General features: G+C 73.1%; 14 protein-coding genes. 6 read left to right on the top strand and 8 right to left on the bottom strand.

Annotated elements, in window-relative coordinates:
- The first annotated feature begins 112 nt into the window (after window positions 1-112).
- Window positions 113-676, top strand: coding sequence for a hemerythrin domain-containing protein (locus tag ACWEQG_RS33125; protein WP_452290830.1), 564 nt, complete (start codon window positions 113-115; stop codon window positions 674-676).
- A gap of 165 nt (window positions 677-841) precedes the next feature.
- Here ACWEQG_RS33125 and ACWEQG_RS33120 read toward each other — a convergent pair whose 3' ends face one another.
- Window positions 842-1,447 carry a DedA family protein gene (locus ACWEQG_RS33120; protein ID WP_452290828.1) on the bottom strand — a complete coding sequence of 202 codons (606 nt, stop codon included), beginning with the start codon at window positions 1,445-1,447 and terminating at the stop codon, window positions 842-844.
- Between the two features lie 280 nt (window positions 1,448-1,727).
- Here ACWEQG_RS33120 and ACWEQG_RS33115 point away from each other — a divergent pair, with 280 nt between their 5' ends.
- Entirely contained in the window at window positions 1,728-2,942 is a 1,215-nt protein-coding gene (locus ACWEQG_RS33115) for a cytochrome P450 (RefSeq protein ID WP_452290826.1), read from the top strand.
- Window positions 2,943-2,983: 41 nt separating this feature from the next.
- Window positions 2,984-3,184: a ferredoxin gene (locus tag ACWEQG_RS33110; protein WP_452290937.1), complete on the top strand. Its 201-nt coding sequence runs from the start codon at window positions 2,984-2,986 to the stop codon at window positions 3,182-3,184.
- A gap of 60 nt (window positions 3,185-3,244) precedes the next feature.
- Here ACWEQG_RS33110 and ACWEQG_RS33105 read toward each other — a convergent pair whose 3' ends face one another.
- Window positions 3,245-4,504, bottom strand: coding sequence for a YncE family protein (locus ACWEQG_RS33105; protein WP_452290824.1), 1,260 nt, complete (start codon window positions 4,502-4,504; stop codon window positions 3,245-3,247).
- Between the two features lie 187 nt (window positions 4,505-4,691).
- Between ACWEQG_RS33105 and ACWEQG_RS33100 the strand changes: the two genes are divergently transcribed.
- Window positions 4,692-5,375 (top strand): TetR/AcrR family transcriptional regulator, encoded by a 684-nt coding sequence (locus tag ACWEQG_RS33100; RefSeq protein ID WP_452290822.1) that lies wholly within the window; start codon window positions 4,692-4,694, stop codon window positions 5,373-5,375.
- Window positions 5,376-5,492: 117 nt separating this feature from the next.
- Here ACWEQG_RS33100 and ACWEQG_RS33095 read toward each other — a convergent pair whose 3' ends face one another.
- The 5 genes from ACWEQG_RS33095 to ACWEQG_RS33075 form a co-directional block, all read right to left on the bottom strand.
- Window positions 5,493-6,161 carry a maltokinase N-terminal cap-like domain-containing protein gene (locus tag ACWEQG_RS33095; protein WP_452290820.1) on the bottom strand — a complete coding sequence of 223 codons (669 nt, stop codon included), beginning with the start codon at window positions 6,159-6,161 and terminating at the stop codon, window positions 5,493-5,495.
- A 202-nt stretch (window positions 6,162-6,363) separates the two neighbouring features.
- Window positions 6,364-8,208: an ABC transporter ATP-binding protein gene (locus ACWEQG_RS33090; RefSeq protein ID WP_452290818.1), complete on the bottom strand. Its 1,845-nt coding sequence runs from the start codon at window positions 8,206-8,208 to the stop codon at window positions 6,364-6,366.
- Between the two features lie 5 nt (window positions 8,209-8,213).
- Window positions 8,214-8,756, bottom strand: coding sequence for a TlpA family protein disulfide reductase (locus tag ACWEQG_RS33085; protein ID WP_452290816.1), 543 nt, complete (start codon window positions 8,754-8,756; stop codon window positions 8,214-8,216).
- Window positions 8,757-8,795: 39 nt separating this feature from the next.
- A complete protein-coding gene (locus tag ACWEQG_RS33080; protein WP_452290814.1) occupies window positions 8,796-9,311 on the bottom strand; it encodes a MauE/DoxX family redox-associated membrane protein in 516 nt (171 codons plus the stop codon).
- Between the two features lie 30 nt (window positions 9,312-9,341).
- Window positions 9,342-9,563, bottom strand: a complete 222-nt coding sequence (locus ACWEQG_RS33075) for a hypothetical protein (protein WP_452290812.1) — start codon at window positions 9,561-9,563, stop codon at window positions 9,342-9,344.
- A gap of 174 nt (window positions 9,564-9,737) precedes the next feature.
- Here ACWEQG_RS33075 and ACWEQG_RS33070 point away from each other — a divergent pair, with 174 nt between their 5' ends.
- The gene (locus ACWEQG_RS33070) at window positions 9,738-10,223 is read left to right on the top strand and encodes a S26 family signal peptidase (RefSeq protein WP_452290810.1); all 486 of its coding nucleotides are present in this window, start codon (window positions 9,738-9,740) and stop codon (window positions 10,221-10,223) included.
- Between the two features lie 78 nt (window positions 10,224-10,301).
- Here ACWEQG_RS33070 and ACWEQG_RS33065 read toward each other — a convergent pair whose 3' ends face one another.
- Window positions 10,302-13,478, bottom strand: a complete 3,177-nt coding sequence (locus tag ACWEQG_RS33065; protein ID WP_452290808.1) for an AfsR/SARP family transcriptional regulator — start codon at window positions 13,476-13,478, stop codon at window positions 10,302-10,304.
- Between the two features lie 630 nt (window positions 13,479-14,108).
- Between ACWEQG_RS33065 and ACWEQG_RS33060 the strand changes: the two genes are divergently transcribed.
- A complete protein-coding gene (locus ACWEQG_RS33060; protein ID WP_452290806.1) occupies window positions 14,109-17,807 on the top strand; it encodes a LamG domain-containing protein in 3,699 nt (1,232 codons plus the stop codon).
- Window positions 17,808-17,845: the final 38 nt, after the last annotated feature.

Below are 17,845 nucleotides of genomic sequence, written 5' to 3'. Positions count from 1 at the left end.
ACGCATCACGACGCCCTCCGGCTCAACGGAGAACGTCCGGGCGAGGCGCGGGGTGTAGGGCGGCCGAGCCCGGGCAGGCGGGTCCGAGTCTCCGAGTCGAAAGGTGACGACAGTGAGCACTGCTACGGAACAGGACGTCATCGACCTGCTGCTGGCGCAGCACAACCAGATCAAGACCATGTTCGCGGAGGTCGCCGCCGCGCGGGGCGAGCGCAGGCGTGAGCTGTTCAACGACCTCGTACGGCTGCTGGCGGTGCACGAGGCCGCGGAGGAGCAGGTCGTGCACCCGGCGGCGCGGTCGAAGGCGGGCGAAGAGGTCGTCGATGCCCGGCTGCACGAGGAGGACGAGGCCAAACACGCCCTGTCCGACCTGTACGACCTCGGCGTCGACCACCCCGAGTTCGACGCCCGGCTGGCCGCTCTGGAGAAGGCGGTCGTCGACCACGCCACGCACGAGGAACGGGAGGAGTTCCCCCGGCTGCGTCAGGAGACCTCCCCCGAGCGGCTGCGCCGCATGGCCGGTGCGGTCCGGGTCGCCGAGGCGATCTCGCCGACCAGGCCCCACCCGGGCGCCGGGGAGTCCGCCACCGCGAACATGCTGGTCGGCCCGCCGGTGGCCGTGTTCGACAAGATCCGCGACGTCGTACGGGACTGGCGGCAGTCGAACAAGGACTGACGGACGACCCGCCCGGTCCGGCAGACCAGAGCGGAGCGGCTTCGAAGCCGCTCCGGCCGGACCCGGGTAGGCGCCGGGGGGACACCGGTGATGTGCGGGCCCGTCCGATGGACGGGCCCGCACGCCGCGCACCCCTATACGCACGCCGCGCACCCCTATGGCCGCCTACCGCCTGCCGCGGTGCCGCCGGACGCGCCACGCGACCAGGGCGGTCACGACGACCGCGGCGAGAACGGCCGCGACCACACCGCCGACGGCCGACCGCACCTGCTCGTACGCCGCGCCGGCGAAGAAGCCCAGGAGGGTGTAACCGACTCCCCAGAGCACCCCGCCCAGGACGTTGAACAGGAAGAACCGCCGGTAGCTCATGCGCGAGACCCCGGCCAGGGTCGGCATCATGGCGCGCAGGAACGCGGTGAACCGGGCGAAGAACACCGCCTGAGGGCCCCACCGGCGGATCAGCGCCTGTGCCCTCTCCACGCGGTGGCGACGGCGGCGCAGGGCCCGCACGTTCAGGACCCTGGGGCCGAGGCTGCGGCCGATGAAGTAGCCCGCGCTGTCGCCGGCTATCGCGGCGAGCGTCACCACGAGCCCCAGCCAGTACACCGACAGCCTGCCCTGACCGGCGAGCACGCCGCCCAGGACGGCGGCCGTCTCCCCCGGCACGACGAACCCCACGAACAGGGCGTCCTCGGCGAAGACCAGCGCCGCCACGGCCGCGTACAGCACCGTTCCCGACAGGCCCCAGAGCCAGCTGGTGATCGCGTCCACCCGTCCTCCATGCGCCTCCCCGTTGTCGTGTCCCCGAGGAGGGGCGCGTACGCGTGCCGCACACCCGCAGCACGGTCGCCGCCGGCCCCTGAGGCACCCGTCGGACACCCGATGGGAGAAACCGCCCCTGGGACATCCGGCTCTGGCACGCACGGAAGTTTGCACACGGACGGGCACCGGCACGACCGGCCTTCACACCGACGCGGGCATACGTGAGAGGCGCCGCCCCTCCGACCGGGAGGGTGCACGGCGACCGACCATTCGCAGGAGGAGATGCCGAATGAGCACCGACGAGCGGGTCCTGAGTTACCCGATCCCCAACGACGCGGCGCTCGACCCGCCCGCCGAGTGGGCCGAGCTGCGCGCCACGTGCCCGGTGGCCCACGTCACGCTGCCCAGCGGCGACACGGCGACGCTGCTGACCCGGTACGAGGACGTCAAGCAGGTGCTGGCCGACCCGCGCTTCACCCGCCGGCTCGACGCACCCGACGCCGCCCGGTTGTCGGCGGACGGCGGCGGGGTGTTCAGCAGCGAGCTGACGACGATCATCCCGGACAGCGGCGAGGAGCATCAGCACTGGCGGCGCCTGGTCGGCAGGTGGTTCACCGCCAAGCGCATGAACGCCCTGCGGCCCGCCATGATCCAGATCGCCGAGGAGCTCGTGGACGACATGGTCAAGCGCGGCGCGCCCGGCGACCTCAGGGCGAGCCTCGGCTTCCCGCTGCCGGTCTACGTCATCTGCGACATGCTCGGCGTGCCGGCCGCCGACCGGGACCGGTTCTCCTACTGGTCCGACACGCTGCTCAACCTGACCCGCTACGGCAAGGCCGAGACCGAGGCCGCCCAGGGCGAGTTCTTCCAGTACATGTCCGACCTCGTCACGGCCAAGCGCGCCGAGCCCGGCGACGACCTGCTGAGCGAGCTGATCACGGCCGGTGGCCCCGAAACCGGCGGGCTGTCCGACATCCAGATCCTGGTCACGGGCATGGCGCTGCTGGTCGCCGGGCACGAGACCACCGCCAACATGATCGGGAAGATGGTCTCCATGCTGCTGGCCGACGACCGCTCCCGGTGGGAGCGGCTGCTGGCCGATCCGTCCCTGATCCGCACCACGGTGGAGGAGTCGCTGCGCTTCGACGCCAACTCCGGCTTCGGCCTGCCCCGTTATCTGAACGCGGAGACCGAGGTCAGCGGCACGGTCCTGCCCCGCGGCACGACCGTGGTGTGCAGCATGGCCGCCGCCAACCGCGACGAGACCGCCTTCGAGAACGCCGGCGAGATGGACCTGACCCGAAGCCCGAACCCCCACCTGGCCTTCGGCTCCGGCGCCCACTCCTGCCTGGGGCAGGCACTGGCCCGCACCGAGTTGCAGGTCGTCCTGGAGGTGCTGCTGCGCCGGCTGCCGACGCTGGAGCTGGCCGTGCCCGTGGAGGAGCTGGAACGCGTGGAGGGGCTCGCCGTCGGCGGCCTGCGCGAGGTCCCGGTCCGCTGGTGATCCCTGACCACAGTGGCCCGATCGGCAAGGAGGACATGGACATGAAGGTCGTCGTCGACGAGGGGAAGTGCTGTGGCGCCGGGCAGTGCGCGCTGATCGCGCCGGAGGTGTTCGACCAGCGCGACGAGGACGGCGTCGTCGTCCTGCTGGAGCCCGAGCCCGCCGCGGACCTGCACACCGCGGTCCGCGAGGCCGCCGCCGTCTGCCCCGCCGCCGCCATCCAGGTGGACGAGGACGCCTGACCCGGGGAGCACGCCCGGTGGTGCCGGGACGGACCGTCCGTCCCGGCACCCGGGAGGGCCTCAGCCCGCGGCCGGTGGCGTCCAGCCGGCCGGGACGCGGGCGACGCGGACGCGCTGCGGGTGGTCGCCGACCGGCACCGAGGTGATCTTCTGCCCGGTCGCGAAGTCGATGGCGGTGACCCGGTCGGCGCCGCTCTCGGAGATGACACAGGCCCGTCCGTCGCCGCTGACGGTCGCCCAGTAGGGCTTGGACGCGCTCACCAGCGGTCCCTCCCGCAGCGTGGCCCGGTCGACGACGGTGGCGTAGTCGTCCATCGTCCCGGCGACGCAGAGCTTGTCACCGGCGGGGTTGATCGACAATCCGTGGTGCCGGGAGTCGTTGACCCAGGTGGTGCGGTCCTCGCTGGTGGACGGGTTCTTCGGCAGGGTCTTGATCCGGGTGATCGTGTCGGTGGCGGTGTCGTACTCAGCGAAGCCGTTGAAGAACGAGACCTGGAAATACAGCTTCGACTCGTCCGGGGTGAAGACGGCGGGCCGCACCGCGTCCGACAGGTCCTTGCGGCCGGAGGCGTCCAGCCGGTCGCGCATGTCGATGGTCCTGACGACCTTGTACGTCGAGGCGTCCGCGATCGTGACGTGGCGGTCGCCCTTCAGCCAGTCCTGGGACGGGCTGTCGAAGTCGTTGTCGACCTCGCCGATCGACATGTTCCAGATGTACCTGCCGCCGCCGGTGAAGACGTTCTCGTGCGGCTTGTCCCCCGTGCGGAACGAGCCGAGCTGCCTGCCGGTGTCGATGTCCAGCACGTGCACGGTGTTGGACGTGGAGGCCGACACGGCGACCCGGGTCCCGTCGGGGGACACGGCCATGTGGTCGGCGCGGAAGCCGGAGACCGGGAAGCGCCATCGGATCGCGCCGGTGGTCAGGTCGACGGACACCACGTCGGCGAAGCTCGGGCGGGAGACGACCATGGCCGTGCCGTCCGGGGTGGCGTACATGTCGTCGACGAACTGGTCGTGACCCTCGCCCGGGCCCTGCCGGATGCCCAGGAAGAAGGCCAGCTTGATGGGGTTGAGGTAGATCTCGGCCAGCCGCCGGGCCTTGTCGGGGATGACGTTGATCCGGCCGATCCTGGCGAAGTCCCCGCTCGACTCGATGACGTCCGCGGTGCCGTCCCAGTTGTTGCCGACGAACATCACCTCGCGCAGTCCGTCGGCGGCGCTCGCGGGAGCGGCCGGAACGCCGCAGACGACGGCGCCCCCGACCACCACGGCGGCGGCGAGCAGGGATCTGCGCAGGCGTGCGAGGGCCGAAGCGTGCATGTGCTTCCTCCGGGTGGTGGGAGGTGGGCGGTGAGCGAGCATGGCCGGCCGAGGGGCCCGCGCGCCTTCGGCGCGTGGACTCGCACAAGTCTGAACATTGCGATATTCAGACTGTGTTACTGGATAGTAGGCACGTCTGACCTCCGCTACAAGGCCCAAAATTCATGACAACGGAGCGGAGGACACGGTGGCGGGCAGGATCACACCGGCGGCGGGCCGGTACGGCGGCAGGCCGGCGGCGGAACGGCAGGCCGAGCGCCGCAGGCGCTTCCTGGAGGCGGCCCTCGACCTGTTCGGCGCCGGGCCCGGCTACCGCGCCACCAGGATCACGGACGTGTGCCGCGCCGCCGGGCTGTCCAGCCGCCAGTTCTACGAGGAGTTCCACACGCTGGAGGACCTGCTGGCCGAGCTGCACCTGTACGTCAACGACGTCGCGCAGCAGGCCGTCCTCGGCGTACTCCCCCAGGTTCGGCACCTGGAGCCCGTCGAACGCTGCAGCCGGCTGTTCCGCGCGTACGCCGCCGGAGCCACCGCCGACCCGCGCCACACCCGCATCGCCTTCGTGGAGATCATCGGCGTCAGCCCCCGTCTGGACCGGCAGCGCCTGGACCGCCGGGCCCGCTGGATAGCCTTCCTGTGCGAGCAGCTGGACGACGCCGCGGGCCGCGGCGAGATCCCCGCCCGCGACTTCCGCGTCACGGCGGCCGCCTTCATCGGAGCGATCAACGGCCTGATGCACGACTGGGCCGTCGGCTGGGTCGACGCCACCCTCGACCAGATCGTCGACGAGCTCCTGCTCATGCTCCTGGGCCGCCTCCAGGTCCCCGGCGACGCCGGCCCCGCCGGTCCGAACCCAGCCATTTCGCGATAAGCAGTGGCGGCTCCTCCACCATGGCGTGAGATCCTGCGTCATCCACCCCAAGATCGAGCCAGGCCGCCGGAGACCGGGGAGACGACGTCGGCGCAGCCGTCGCCATCGCGACCGGGGTCAGACGTCCCTGACGACGGCGAACACCCCGCGGGCCTCGGCATCGTCCGGCAGGCGCCATCCGGCCGTGATGTGTCCCCGCGCCTCGGCGGCGTCCTGCGCGCCTGGGCTCAGGACGCGGGTCACGCGCACGGCCAGCCGCTCCTCCGGCGCGCCGTCCGCGGCGGTGTGCACGACGACGTCGGTGCCGTGCGGCCCGTCGTCCGTGGTGGCCGACAGGATCGGGCCCCAGGCGGGGGTTCCGGTGAAGCTCCTGGTCACGGTGGGATCGGGGGTGTCGCTCTCGCTCTGGTGCTGCGGCTTGGCGTCACCCCGGAACACGGCGAGGAGCTGGGCGAGGAGGACCGGGTCGTGGGTTCCGTCGTAGATCCATCGCCGGCCCAGGACCCCGTGCTCCGCCGTGCCGATGAGGGCGTGCTCGGCTCCCTCCAGCGGCGCCCCCCGATAGGTGAGCGGGACGTGGTAGGAGACCGGCCGGTCGCCGGCCGCGTCGTTGACCACCATGAACTCCATCCCGACCTCGCCCTCGGGATCGTCGAGCCGGAAGCCGCCGGCCTTCGTCAGCTCCGGCAGGCGCCCCGGCGCCTGGTACCAGGGCCGGGCGGGGAGCCACGACGTGAGCAGCTCCAGCTTGCTGGGGGTCAGGGTGGTGTGATGAATGACAGCCATTCCGCGCAGGCCCTCCGTCGGCGTCCCGTCACCGTGCTTCCCGGCGTCACCGTCCGGGGCCGATCATCGTCTCACACCGTGCGGCGGCGGTGAGCGGAGACAGTCCACGCGCCCGCAGCCGGTCGGCGAGCAGTCGGCAGCCGCACGGGCGGCGGCGACATCGGTCACCACCTCCAGTCGCCCGCCGTTCAGGGCACGACGATCAATCGGGGCCTGTCGAAGCGGACTCGCGGACGGGCCGGGCCGGCGTGAGCTGGAAATCGGCCGCCTGGCGGGTGAACAGGCGGGCGTACTGTCCGCCGAGGGCCATCAGCTCGTCGTGGGTGCCCTCCTCGGCTGTCCGGCCGTCGGCGAGGACGACGATGTGGTCGGCATCGCGCACCGTGTTGAGGCGGTGCGAGATGAGAAGGCTCGTACGGCCGCTGCGGTAGCCGCGCAGCCGCTGGTGGACGGCGTACTCGGCCTCGGGGTCGAGTCCCGAGCTGGGCTCGTCGAGGATGAGCAGGTCGGCCGTGTCCGCGCGGAGGAGCGCGCGGGCGAGGGCGACGCGCTGCCACTGCCCCCCGGACAGCAGCACGCCCTGGCCGGGGTCCCCGTCCTGTTCCGAGGCGAAGAATCGGGACAGCAGGGTGTCGTAGCCGCGGGGAAGGCTCGCGAGTGTGTCGTGGACGTCCGCCCGGCGGGCCGCCTCGTGGATCCGTTCCGGCCGGTCGAGGGAGCCGACGTCGCCGACCGCGACGTTCTCGGCCGCGGTCAGGTCGTAGGCCATGTAGTCCTGGAACACCGCGCCGATCCGGCGGCGCAGCTCGTCGACGCGCAGGTCGCGCAGGTCGGCGCCGTCCCAGCGGACGCTGCCGCGCTCGGGGTCGTACAGACGGCACAGAAGCTTGACGATCGTGCTCTTGCCCGCGCCGTTGAGGCCGACCAGGGCCACGCTCCGCCCGTACGGGATGGTCAGGTTCAGGCCGCGCAGCACCCAGGGGTGGCCTGGGTCGTACCGGAACCAGACGTCGCGGAGCTCGATCCCGTGCCGTAGCGGTGGCACGTCGCCGCCGGAGACGGGCTCGGGCAGATCCGGCCCGATGGTGACGACGTGGGCGTAGTGGCCGGCCAGGACGAGCGCCTCGTTCAGCTGGGCCAGCTGGATCACCACGCCGGACAGGGACGACTGCGTGCCCGCCACGGCGGCGGTGAGGACGGCCAGGTCGCCGATGCCTGCCTGGCCCGCCGCGATCCGGGCGACCAGCACGATCAGCGCGGCACCCGCGATGATCGTGCTGAGGACGGTCAGCGCCCCGTTGTAGCGGATGGCGGTCAGGTCCACCCGGCGCTCCGCCCGCTGCGCGGTGCCCAGCTCGCCCAGCATGCGCCCGCGCAGGAAGCCGCCGATGCCGAACAGCCTGATCTCCTTGGCGGCCTGCTGGTCGAGCATCAGCAGCTGGTAGAACACCCGGCGGCGGTCCGCGGGTGCTATCTCCCAGAGCAGGCGTGCGCGGTGACGGCTGAGCCGGAGCTGGATGACCAGTTCGGGCACGGCGGCCCCGGCCACGACGGCCGCCAGGAGCGGGCTGAGCGTGGCGAGCGCGCCGAGGAGCCCGGCGATGGTGATACCGCCGCGCACCACCCCGAGCGCCGACTCGGTGACGAGCTGCGGGGTGGTCTGGGCGGACTGCTGGGCCATCTGGAGCCGGTCGTGGAACCGCGGGTTCTCCAGCCTGGTCAGTCCCTGCATGCGGCACACCGCGGTGAACAGGTCGTCGCTGGTGTGCCACGCGATGCGCCGCTGCTGCTCCCGCTGGACGTATCCGGACAGATGAGGCATCAGTGCGGTCAGGGCTCCGAGCGCGGCCAGTGCGGCGGCCAGGGGCGTCGTCGCCGGGCTCGACCCGGTCGTCAGGCGATCGATCAGGAGCTTCGTGAGCCACGCGACGGCCACGGGGGATGCGCCGTTCAGGACCGCCACGGCGAGCTGGGACAGCGCGAGCACGGGTCCGGCCCGCCAGACGAGCGCCAGGGTGAGCAGCAGCGGCTCGATCCGGGACCTCACCCCGGTCAGGTCCGGGACGGCGCGGCCAGCAGCCGCTCCGGCTCATGACCGCTGGCGTCGACGGTGACGCCGGGTCCGACGAGGAAGAACGAGGGGAAACCCGCGACCGCGAACGCGCTCGACATCGTTCCCCCCTCGCTCTCCACCACCACGCTCACCTCGTCCGCCAGCGCGGCGAGCAGCTTCGCGGGTTCCTCTCCGCCGACGACGACCACCGCCAGGGTCCGTACGCCGTCGGCGGCGGCGTCGCGGGCGGCCGCGACGAAGGCGGGCGCCTTGGGCAGGCAGTGCCGGCAGTCGGTGCTGAAGAACCCGACGAGGGTACGCTCGCCCGCGAAGTCGCCCGAGCCGACCTTCGTGTCCGCGACCGTGACCGCGGAGAAGGAGGGAACCTCGGCGCCCGCGGCGAGTCCGAGCTCGGGAACCTCCCTGCCGAGGGACGACTCCTTGTCGAGCGTTCGCAGCTTCCGGATGATCGCCGTGGTGAGGAGCAGGTTCACCAGGACGAGCCCGCCGAGGAGGATCACGGCGGCGACCAGGACGGCCATGGGGGCTTCCCTTCTGTGCAGGGCGGGACGCGGCTGGGGTCAGCGGAAGAGGTGGACCAGGTCGTCGAGGAGCACGACGGCGCCGACGGCGACCGAGGCCCCGAGCAGGCAGAGCGCGGCGGCGGGCGGCGCGACGGGCGTCCCGCCCGCCGCGGACGTCATGACGGCTCCGGCGACGGCACACGCGACGAGCACGGCGTTGCGGGCCACGTGCCGGCGGCCGATCGGCTCGTCCGAGCCGCCGAAGCATCGGCACGGTCCGGTCGTTCCCCGCCGCAGCGCCGTCACCAGGACCACGGCGAACCCGAGGAGCAGGCCCCCCGCGAGCAGGAGGCCCGCCCTGCCGTCGCCGTCGAGGCCGGGCGCCGCCAGCATGACGACGGTCCCGGCCTCGACGGTGACGACGACGACGGCGGCGGGCGCCCCGAGGGGCGCGGGAAGGCCGCCGAGCCGCCGTACCGCCGTGGTGAATTCACCGAAAGCCCGCCGCGTGCGCAGCTTCGTGAGGACGGAGACCAGGAAGACCCCCGTCAGCACGAGCCGCAGAGTCAACACGGCATAGACCATGGGACCTGTTACCCCACGTCAGCAGGAGCCCACGTTGTACCAGGTGCCGCAGTCCGAACGGATGTACTTCACGCAGATGGAGCCGGTGGGGTTCGGGTAGCAGTGCTTCTCGTGGTGGCACGCGTAACCGGGCGGGCCGGATACGGGCCCCACGTAGTAACACGTGTCGGCCTGGGCTTCCGCGCCGGGGAGGAGCCGTTCGAGCAGCCGGTCTCCCAGGCGGTTCAGAGAGCGGATCATGTGTTGTCCCTTCGCTGGGTTCGGGCGTGGTAGGCCGCCCGCTCTGTGAGGATGCGCGGTGCGACCTTCGCCGTGGTTGCGGCCGGTCGTGTGGAGGGCCGCAGGCGTCGCGCTACCCCGGCGCTACCGGAGCCGTCCAGAATCGCGATCGCCCGACGAGGACGAAGGGGGATCATGCGATATCTCGTCATCCTGCTGTCGCTGGCCGTGGCGGCGGGGATTGCCGCGGCCCGGCGTCGCTTCGTCGTGGTGCGGGTGGCCGGGACGAGCATGGTTCCGACGTACCAGCCGGGAGACCGGGTGCTCATACGGCGCGGCGCGCGGCCGGCCCTGCGGCGCGGCCAGGTCGTGGTCTTCCGGCGGCTGCGGCCGGACGGCACCGGCTCGGCGGACGGCACCGGCTCGGCGGACGGCAGGGGCTCGCCGAGACCGGTGCCCGGACCGCGCGGGGCGGAGTGGCTGATCAAGCGGGTCGCCGCGATGCCGGGTGACACCGTGCCCGCCCAGGCCGCTACGGGCGTGCACTTCGCGCCGGGCGACGTGGTCCCGGCCGGCCGGCTGGTGGTCCTCGGCGACGGCCCCACCAGCGCCGATTCCCGGCACTGGGGTTATCTTCCGGTGAGCGAGGTGCTTGGCACCGTCGTCCGCAGATTGTCGTGAGACACCCGCTCGCCACTGCGGACGGAGCGGGAACCGAGCCGCCGAGGCCGGTCGACGACAGAGGTGCGGAGCACCTGCCTAGCCGTGGACGCGGGCCATCGGGATTCCGGCGAGGGACGCCCGGTCCGCCAGCAGCACGGCGGTCGCGGTGGCCTCGGCGGTGTCGCCGAGCCGCTGGAACAGCCGGTGGGCCGCCGCCCAGGACCGTACGGCCGCGTCCTCGTCGCCGCGGTCGCGCTGGGCCCGGCCGAGGGCCCGCAGCGCGAGGGCCTGCTCGTGGAGGTCGTGCAGTTCCCGCGTGACGCGCACCGCCTCGGTGAGCGCGCGGACCGCCTCGTCCGCCCGGCCGCCGAGGCGGTGGGACTCCCCCAGGATCCGGAGCCCGGTGGCCCGTCCTGACGGGACCGCGTACTGTTCGAACACGGGCATCACCTGTGCGACGAGCTTCGCCGGGTCCCGGCGCCCGAACCGCAGGGACAGGTCACCGAGGGCGAGCAGGAGGCACGCCTCGAGCAGCCGCTCGTTGCGCCGCCGGCAGATCCGCAGGCCCTCCCCCATCTGCTGGGAGACGCGCGTCAACGCGGTGCGGTCGCGGCAGGCGGCGGCCACCTCCCGCAGGGCGAGGGTCCTGGCCACGAGACTGTTCCCGCGGATGGCCAGGCGGAGCGCGTGGTCCGCGCAGACGGCCGCGTCCTCGTGGAGCCCCTGCTCCCGGTCCGCGACGGCGCGCAGGCACCACAGACGGCTCAGGGCGGGCTCGTCGCCGATCTCCGCGGCCATGGTCATGGCCTCGTCCGCGAGCGCGCGGGCCTGGCCGGGGTCGCCCGCGCGGTGCAGCGCGAAGGCCCGCAGGCACAGCAGGTCGAGCGCGGCGTGCCGTTCCCCCGCCGCGAGGAACACCGCGAGTGCCGCCTCGATCGCCTCCGGGTCGACGCCGCGCCGCACGTCCACGCCGATCATGCGCAGGTGGCCCAGGCCGCGTGTCATCACCGCCTCCCCCCACCGGTCGCCGCCGGCCTGGCACGCCCGCAGCGCCAGCTCGTGGGAGGACGACCAGTCCCGGTAGTGGCCCCGGAAGGCGTAGTAGCCGGCCGCGCGGGCGGACAGTTCCCAGGCCGCCTCGCTCATCCCGAGCCGGCAGGCCTGCGCCACCCCCGCCAGCAGGGTCTCCCGCTCGCCGTCGAACCACGCCGCCGCGTCGCCCACCAGGGCTCTGGTCGTGGCGGGGTCGGCGTACCACCGGGGGGCCGCGCCGCGGACGACGGAGGCCGCTCGCTCCGGCAGGCCGCCTTCAGCCGCCTCCGCCAGCGCGAGCAGCGCGCCGAGGACGCGGGCGACCGCCTTGTCCAGTTCGCCGGCGGTCTCCTCCAGCTCGGCGCGTTCCCGGGCGAAGAGCCGTACGAGGCCGGGGAGGCGGTAGCGGGACCGTCCGTTCCCGTCGCCGCCCGCGCAGCTGAGGAGCTGGGCGTCGACGAGCAGGTCGGCGCATGTCTCGGCATCGCGCACCGGCACGTCGAGGGCCGCGGCGAGCATCCAGGCGGCGAGATCGGGGACGTCGAGCAGGCCGAGCATCCGCAGCGCCCGGCGGGCGGTCTCGTCGAGCCTGTCGTAGTCGGCGGCCAGCCCGGCCCGGACCGACAGGTCGCCGACGGCGAGCTCATCCAGGCGCCGCCGCTCCTCCCGCAGGCGATCCGCCAGGTGTCCGAGGTGCCAGTGCTCGCGCAGCGCCAGTTTCGCCCCGGCGATCCGTATCGCCAGAGGCAGGTGACCGCAGAGCCGGACGATCTCGGCCGCGACCGCGGGCCGCGCCGCCACCCGGTCCGGCCCGGCGACGCGCGCGAGCAGCTCGGACGCGCATGCCGGGTCGAGCGGGCCGACGCGTACGGCGCGGGCGCTGAGCCCCGCCAGGGCGCGCCTGCCCGTCACCAGTACGGCGCAGCCCGGGCCGCCCGGCAGGAGCGGCCTGACCTGCTCCTCGCCCGCGGCGTCGTCGAGCACGACCAGCACGCGGCGATCGGCCAGAAGGGTGCGGAACAGCTCGACGCGCTCCTCGGTCCCGTCCGGCACCGCCCGCGCGTCCGCGCCGAGGGCGATCAGGAACCGCGCCAGGGTCTCGGCCGGTTCGGCCGGTCGCGGGCCGGTCCCGCGCAGGTCGGCGTAGAGCCGGCCGTCGGGGAACGTCTCCCGCAGGCGGTGCGCGACGTGGACCGCGAGCGTCGTCTTGCCGGTGCCCGCCCCGCCGTACAGCGTCACCACCGGCGTCGCGGACGGGTGCCCGCCTCCACCGGCCAGCCACAGCCGCAGCGACTCCACCGTCTCCCGGCGGCCGGTGAAGTCGGCGATGTCCGGTGGCAGATGGCACGGCACGGTCGTCGCGGCCTCCGCCCGGCACTCCTCCGCCCGGCGCTCCTCCGCGTCGCTCCCGGCGTCGTCGCCGGCGCCGCACAGGGGGTACGCGCCGTGCTCGTCCGCACAGGCCGTCCCCTCCGCCCCGAGGATCTCGTCGATGATCGGGCCGGTCGCCTCGTCCCGCAGGACCGCCTCGTGAACCCGCCGCAGCAACCGGCCGGGTTCCACGCCGAGCTCCTCGCCGAGCACGGTCCGCGTCCGCCGGTAGACCCCCAGCGCCTCGGCCTGGCGGCCGGCCCGGCTCAGCGCCAGCATCAGGCAGGCGTGCAGCCGCTCCCGGTACGGATGCAGCCCGGCCGTCTCGGTCAGGCCGGTCACCAGCTCCGCGTGGCGGCCGCGGGCCAGATCGACGACGGCCAGTTCCTCCCAGGCCAGCAGCCGCTCCTCCTCCAGCCGCCGGGCCTCGTCGGCCACCGGCGCAACGTCCCCGGCGTCGGCGTAGGCGGGGCCCCGCCACAGGCCGAGCGCACGCTCGAACAGCATGCCCGCCGTCGCCAGATCGGCGTTCCTCCTGGCGGCCCGCCCCGCCGCCGCCAACTCCCGGAAGCGCAGCGCGTCCAGTTCCGGCGGCAGTACGGCGACCGCGTAACCGCCGGCCTCGTGCACGACGCGGTCGCGCTCCCCCATCGCCCGCCTCAGCCGCAGCACGTATATCTGCAGGGTCTTGTGCGCGCTGCGCGGCGGCGTGCTCCCCCACAGTGCCTCGATCAGCGCCGGCACCGCCACAGGCCTGCCCGGCGTGCACAGCAGGGCCGCCAGCAGGCGGCGCAGCATCGCCGCGCCCAGCGGAACGGGCGTCCCTTCGCGGCTCATCCGCAGCGGCCCGAGAACGTCGAACTCGAACACCGTCACCCCCGGCGAGGCCGGTCGCCCTGGCGGGCCTCGGTGGGCCGGGGTGCCCGCCGACTCCTCCCCCGGCCATGCCCTGCCCTGGCGGCCCCCGTCGCATGGTCTCCTTCTGCGGGCTCTCTCGAGCGTCGAAGAGGCCGGTATACGCGAGGTATATGCCCTGGTAGCGACCCTGGGAGCGGCGTCCCCCGCCGGTCACGACCGGCGGCGCCGCCGGGTCCGCCGGGCGCACTCCTCTCCCGCCGCACGGCATTGTCCGCCCCGCGGCCCACGCGCGGCGACGGCCGGCACGGTCCGCTCCGCGATCGACGCTCCCGTCCTCACGCGCCGTGAGCGGCCGGCTCGGCGATGCGACATTCGAGGCGGAGGTCTCGCCCGCGGACACACGCGCTGGGCATCGCAGTGTCAATTTGTCTGACTTACCGACCTAATATCACTTATTTTCTCTTTATGTCAGCAACATGACTCAAATCCCGCATGGGCGAAAAGATTTTATTGACAGGGGGTGACGGTAAACGTTTAATGTTGGCGATCTTGTGGATTTCGTACGGGAGATAACCCATGTTTTGGTTTCCCGGACTGCGGAGTTGGCGTGCGCTCACTGCCGTGGTCGTGGCGGGTGTTCTGGTGGGAACCGGGGCACCCCCGGCCGCGATGGCGGCGGAGGAAGGTCGGACGGGGTCCGACGCGGGCCGGCTCAGCGGCTGGCGGCTGGCGCAGGCGCGCGCCGCCGAGCTCCGGGAACCGGTGGAGGTGACCGAGGCCCGGACCGAGTTCACCACGACCTACGCCAATCCCGACGGCCAGTCGTTCCGGCTGGAGCAGTCGACCACCCCCGTCCGCGTCAAGGGACCGGACGGCGCGTGGGTGCCGCCCGACGCCACGCTGGAGCGTCGCGATGACGGCAGCGTGGGGCCGGTCGCCGCCGCGGTGGGCATCTCCTTCTCGGGAGGCGGCGACGGCGGGAGCCTCGTCACGATGACCAGGGACGGCCGGACGCTCGCGCTGGGGTGGCCGGGGGCACTGCCCGCGCCGGTGCTCGACGGCCCGAACGCCACCTACCCCGACGTGCTGCCGGACGTGGACCTCAGGATGACCGCGACGACCGAGGGCTTCCGGCAGGTCCTGATCGTCAAGACGCCGCAGGCCGCGGCCGACCCCGCGCTCGCGCGGATCCAGTACGCCGTGAGGTCGTCGGGCCTCGATGTGGAGGAGACCGCGGAGGGCGGCATGTCCGCGACCGACGGCAACGCCACCGAGGTCTTCACCTCGCCTCCCGCCGCGATGTGGGACTCCACCGGCGACCCCGCCGCCGGGCAGGACGGGACGGCGGGCGCATCCGCCGCCCCCACCGCGCCGGCCGCCCCCACCTCGGGGGCCAAGGGCGGCGCCTCCCGATCCGCGCCCGCCGCGGAGACGGCACCGGAGACGACACCACAGGCGACGCCGGAGACGAGCGCCCCCGCCGGCGAGGGGCAGGCCGCCGACGGTCCCGCCCCCGGGGCGGGGCACGCCGAGCTGCCGATCGAGGTCGGCGAGGACACGCTCACGCTCGTCCCCGACGCCGGCCTGCTGCGGCAGAAGGACGAGTCGGCCTACCCCGTCTACATCGATCCGACCGTCACCTGGGGGGAGACCGACAGGACGCTGCTGCGCTCGGACGGCTACAAGTCGTACAACTGGGGCAACGGCAGCAACAACCAGGGTGAGGGCGTCGGGCACTGCGGCACCTGGAACGGCTACTACTGCGGGCCCGGATACACCCAACGGCTGTACTTCCAGTTCTCCCCCGCCAGCCTCAAGGGCAAGCAGGTGCTGAGCGCGGCGTTCCGCGTCACCGAGCCCTGGGCTTTCCAGTGCAGCCCCCGGTGGGTCGACCTCGTCCGGACGAACAACTTCACCTCCTCGACGACCTGGTCGGGCCGGCCCAAGGAGCTCGACTGGATGGTGGACCGCCACGTGTCGGCGGGCCGCGGCTCGGCGTGCGACCCGGACCAGCCGACCGCGCCGATCGAGTTCAAGGACAACCCCGAGGAGACGAACGAGAACCTGACCCCGACCGTGAAGGACTTCGCGGCGGGCAAGTTCTCCAAGCTCACCCTGGAGCTGCGGGCGCACGACGAGGGCGACACCTCCGCCTGGAAGCGGTTCAGGAACGACGCCGTGCTCGTCGTGGACTACGTGGGGGTGCCCGCGCTGCCGACCGGCATCGGCCTCGTCACCGGTTCCGGCACCGTCTGCGAGACCAAGGAGACCGCCCCCGCGGTCGTGTCCGACCCCACGCCCGCGCTGGCGTCCACCCCGCAGACCGCCGCGGGCGGCGAGTCGGGCGCGATGCTCCGGGCGGCGATGGACGTCGACAAGAAGAACGCCGACGGCACCTGGACCGACGCCTTCACCACCATGGAGCGGCCGACGACCGGGCACGTCGGCGACAACGTGAAGGTCACCGCGTCCACGCCGACGCTGTCGGAGGGAGTGCTGTACCGCTACCGCTCGTGGACGCGCTCCTACTACAGCAACTACACCAAGCAGCTGGCGGGGCCGTCCAACGGCTCGACGACCGGATGGTGCTACTTCAAGGTCGACCCGACCGCGCCGAAGGCTCCGGTGGTCACGCTCGGCGCGCCGTACACCGCCTGCACCACAACCAGTTGCACGCCCGCCGGCGGGCCGGGCCAGAGCACGACCGTCACCTTCGGCCCGGCGTCCGGCGACGCCGGCAACGTCGCCTACCAGTACCGCGCGTCGACCAGCCCGACCTGGTCGTCCGACGTCGCGGGCGCCACGGCCAAGGCAGTGATCACTCCCCCGGCCTCCGGCACCTACAGCCTGTACGTGCGGGCCAAGGACAACGTCGGCAGGTACGGCGCGACCACGGCCGTCGACTTCCTGGTCGCCGCGGGCGCCGGCCCCGTCGGCAGATGGCACTTCGACGAGGACTCCGGCGCGGCCGTCGACCGGGGCACGGGACGCCACGACGCCACGCTCTACGGCGGCGCCGTACGGGACGCGCGGGGACGCCGCGGCGAGGTCTGGCACGACGACGCCGGCACGCCGCTGGACGCCCCGAAGATCGACAAGGGCGTGAGCCTGAACGGCACCTCGGCGTACGCGGCGACGTCCGGGCCCGTGCTGGAGACGCGGTCGGCCTACACCGTCGCCGCCTGGGTGCGGCTGGACAAGGTGAGCGACGACGGCATCGTGCTGTCGCAGGACGGCTCGGGCGGCTACAGCCCGTTCCTCCTGTGGCACGAGAAGGACTACGGCGCCTTCTGCTTCGGGGTCAAGGACAAGGACGAGGCGACGGGCAAGGCCTACTACGGGGTCTGCTCGAAGAACGCCACCTCCAGGGCGAACGTCTGGACCCACCTCGCCGGCAGCTACGACCCGGCGACGCAGAAGTTGAGTTTCTACGTCAACGGCCTGCCGCAGGGCACCGCCACCGTGTCCGGCGTGTGGTCGGCCACCGGCCCGTTCGAGATCGGCCGCTACAAGTGGGCCGACGTCTTCCAGTTCCACTTCCCGGGCTCGATCGACGAGGTGGCCGCCTGGCAGCGCGTCCTGACCCCGGAGGAGGTCGCGACGGAGGCGCGGTCGGAGTCCCCGGCGTCCGGGCGCAACGACGTGGAGCTGGTGGCGGACTGGGACCCGGCGGGCGCCGCCGGGACGCAGGTGCCCGACTCGCTGTCGGGCTACGGCCGGGCGCTGGCGCTGGCCGGCGGGGCGTCGCTGGACGGCGAGGGCCTGGTGCTCGACGGCGTGGACGACGCCGCCACCACCGCGGGCCCCGTCGTGGACGACACCGGCTCGTTCACGGTGACCGTGAAGGCCGAGCTCGACCGGGACAAGATCCTGGCGAAGCCGGTCGGGACCGTCGGCCAGGTGGCCGGGCAGCGCACGGCCGACGGGTCGTCGTGGGGCCTGTGGTTCGAGCTGACCGGCAAGGAGACGCAGCTCGACGACGACGGCAACGAGGTCGCCGTCCCGGTCGGCTTCTGGCGCTTCGGCCGGGTCGGCAAGGACGGCACCAAGACCTGGGTGAGCTCCGACACCTCGGCCAGCCTCGACAGCCCGGTCCGCCTGACCGGCGTGTACGACGCCCTGGCGCCGAACGGGCCGGTCGTGCGCCTCTACGTCGGCCACGAGCGCAACGACCTCGACCTGGCCTACACCGCCGTGCCCGGGTCGGGCGACTTCGCGGCCGGCAAGGGCTTCAGCGCGACCTCCTGGGGTCACTTCCTCCCCGCGAGGATCACCGATCTGCGGTTGTGGGCGGGCGCCATGGCCGATTCCGACCAGATGGACGCCGTCATCGGCGACTGACGGGTGCGGGGACCGGCGAGCCGGTCCCCGCACCTGTC

This window comes from Microbispora sp. NPDC004025, assembly GCF_053604425.1.
This window is presented reverse-complemented; position numbering and strand designations above follow the sequence as displayed.

Bases quoted from the DNA above. Each gene is read 5' to 3' on its own strand.
- ACWEQG_RS33110 (WP_452290937.1), top strand. From the start codon at position 2,984: ATGAAGGTCGTCGTCGACGAGGGGAAGTGCTGTGGCGCCGGGCAGTGC.
- ACWEQG_RS33085 (WP_452290816.1), bottom strand. From the start codon at position 8,756: ATGGCCGTCCTGGTCGCCGCCGTGATCCTCCTCGGCGGGCTCGTCCTG.
- ACWEQG_RS33105 (WP_452290824.1), bottom strand. From the start codon at position 4,504: ATGCACGCTTCGGCCCTCGCACGCCTGCGCAGATCCCTGCTCGCCGCC.
- ACWEQG_RS33070 (WP_452290810.1), top strand. From the start codon at position 9,738: ATGCGATATCTCGTCATCCTGCTGTCGCTGGCCGTGGCGGCGGGGATT.
- ACWEQG_RS33095 (WP_452290820.1), bottom strand. From the start codon at position 6,161: ATGGCTGTCATTCATCACACCACCCTGACCCCCAGCAAGCTGGAGCTG.
- ACWEQG_RS33115 (WP_452290826.1), top strand. From the start codon at position 1,728: ATGAGCACCGACGAGCGGGTCCTGAGTTACCCGATCCCCAACGACGCG.
- ACWEQG_RS33075 (WP_452290812.1), bottom strand. From the start codon at position 9,563: ATGATCCGCTCTCTGAACCGCCTGGGAGACCGGCTGCTCGAACGGCTC.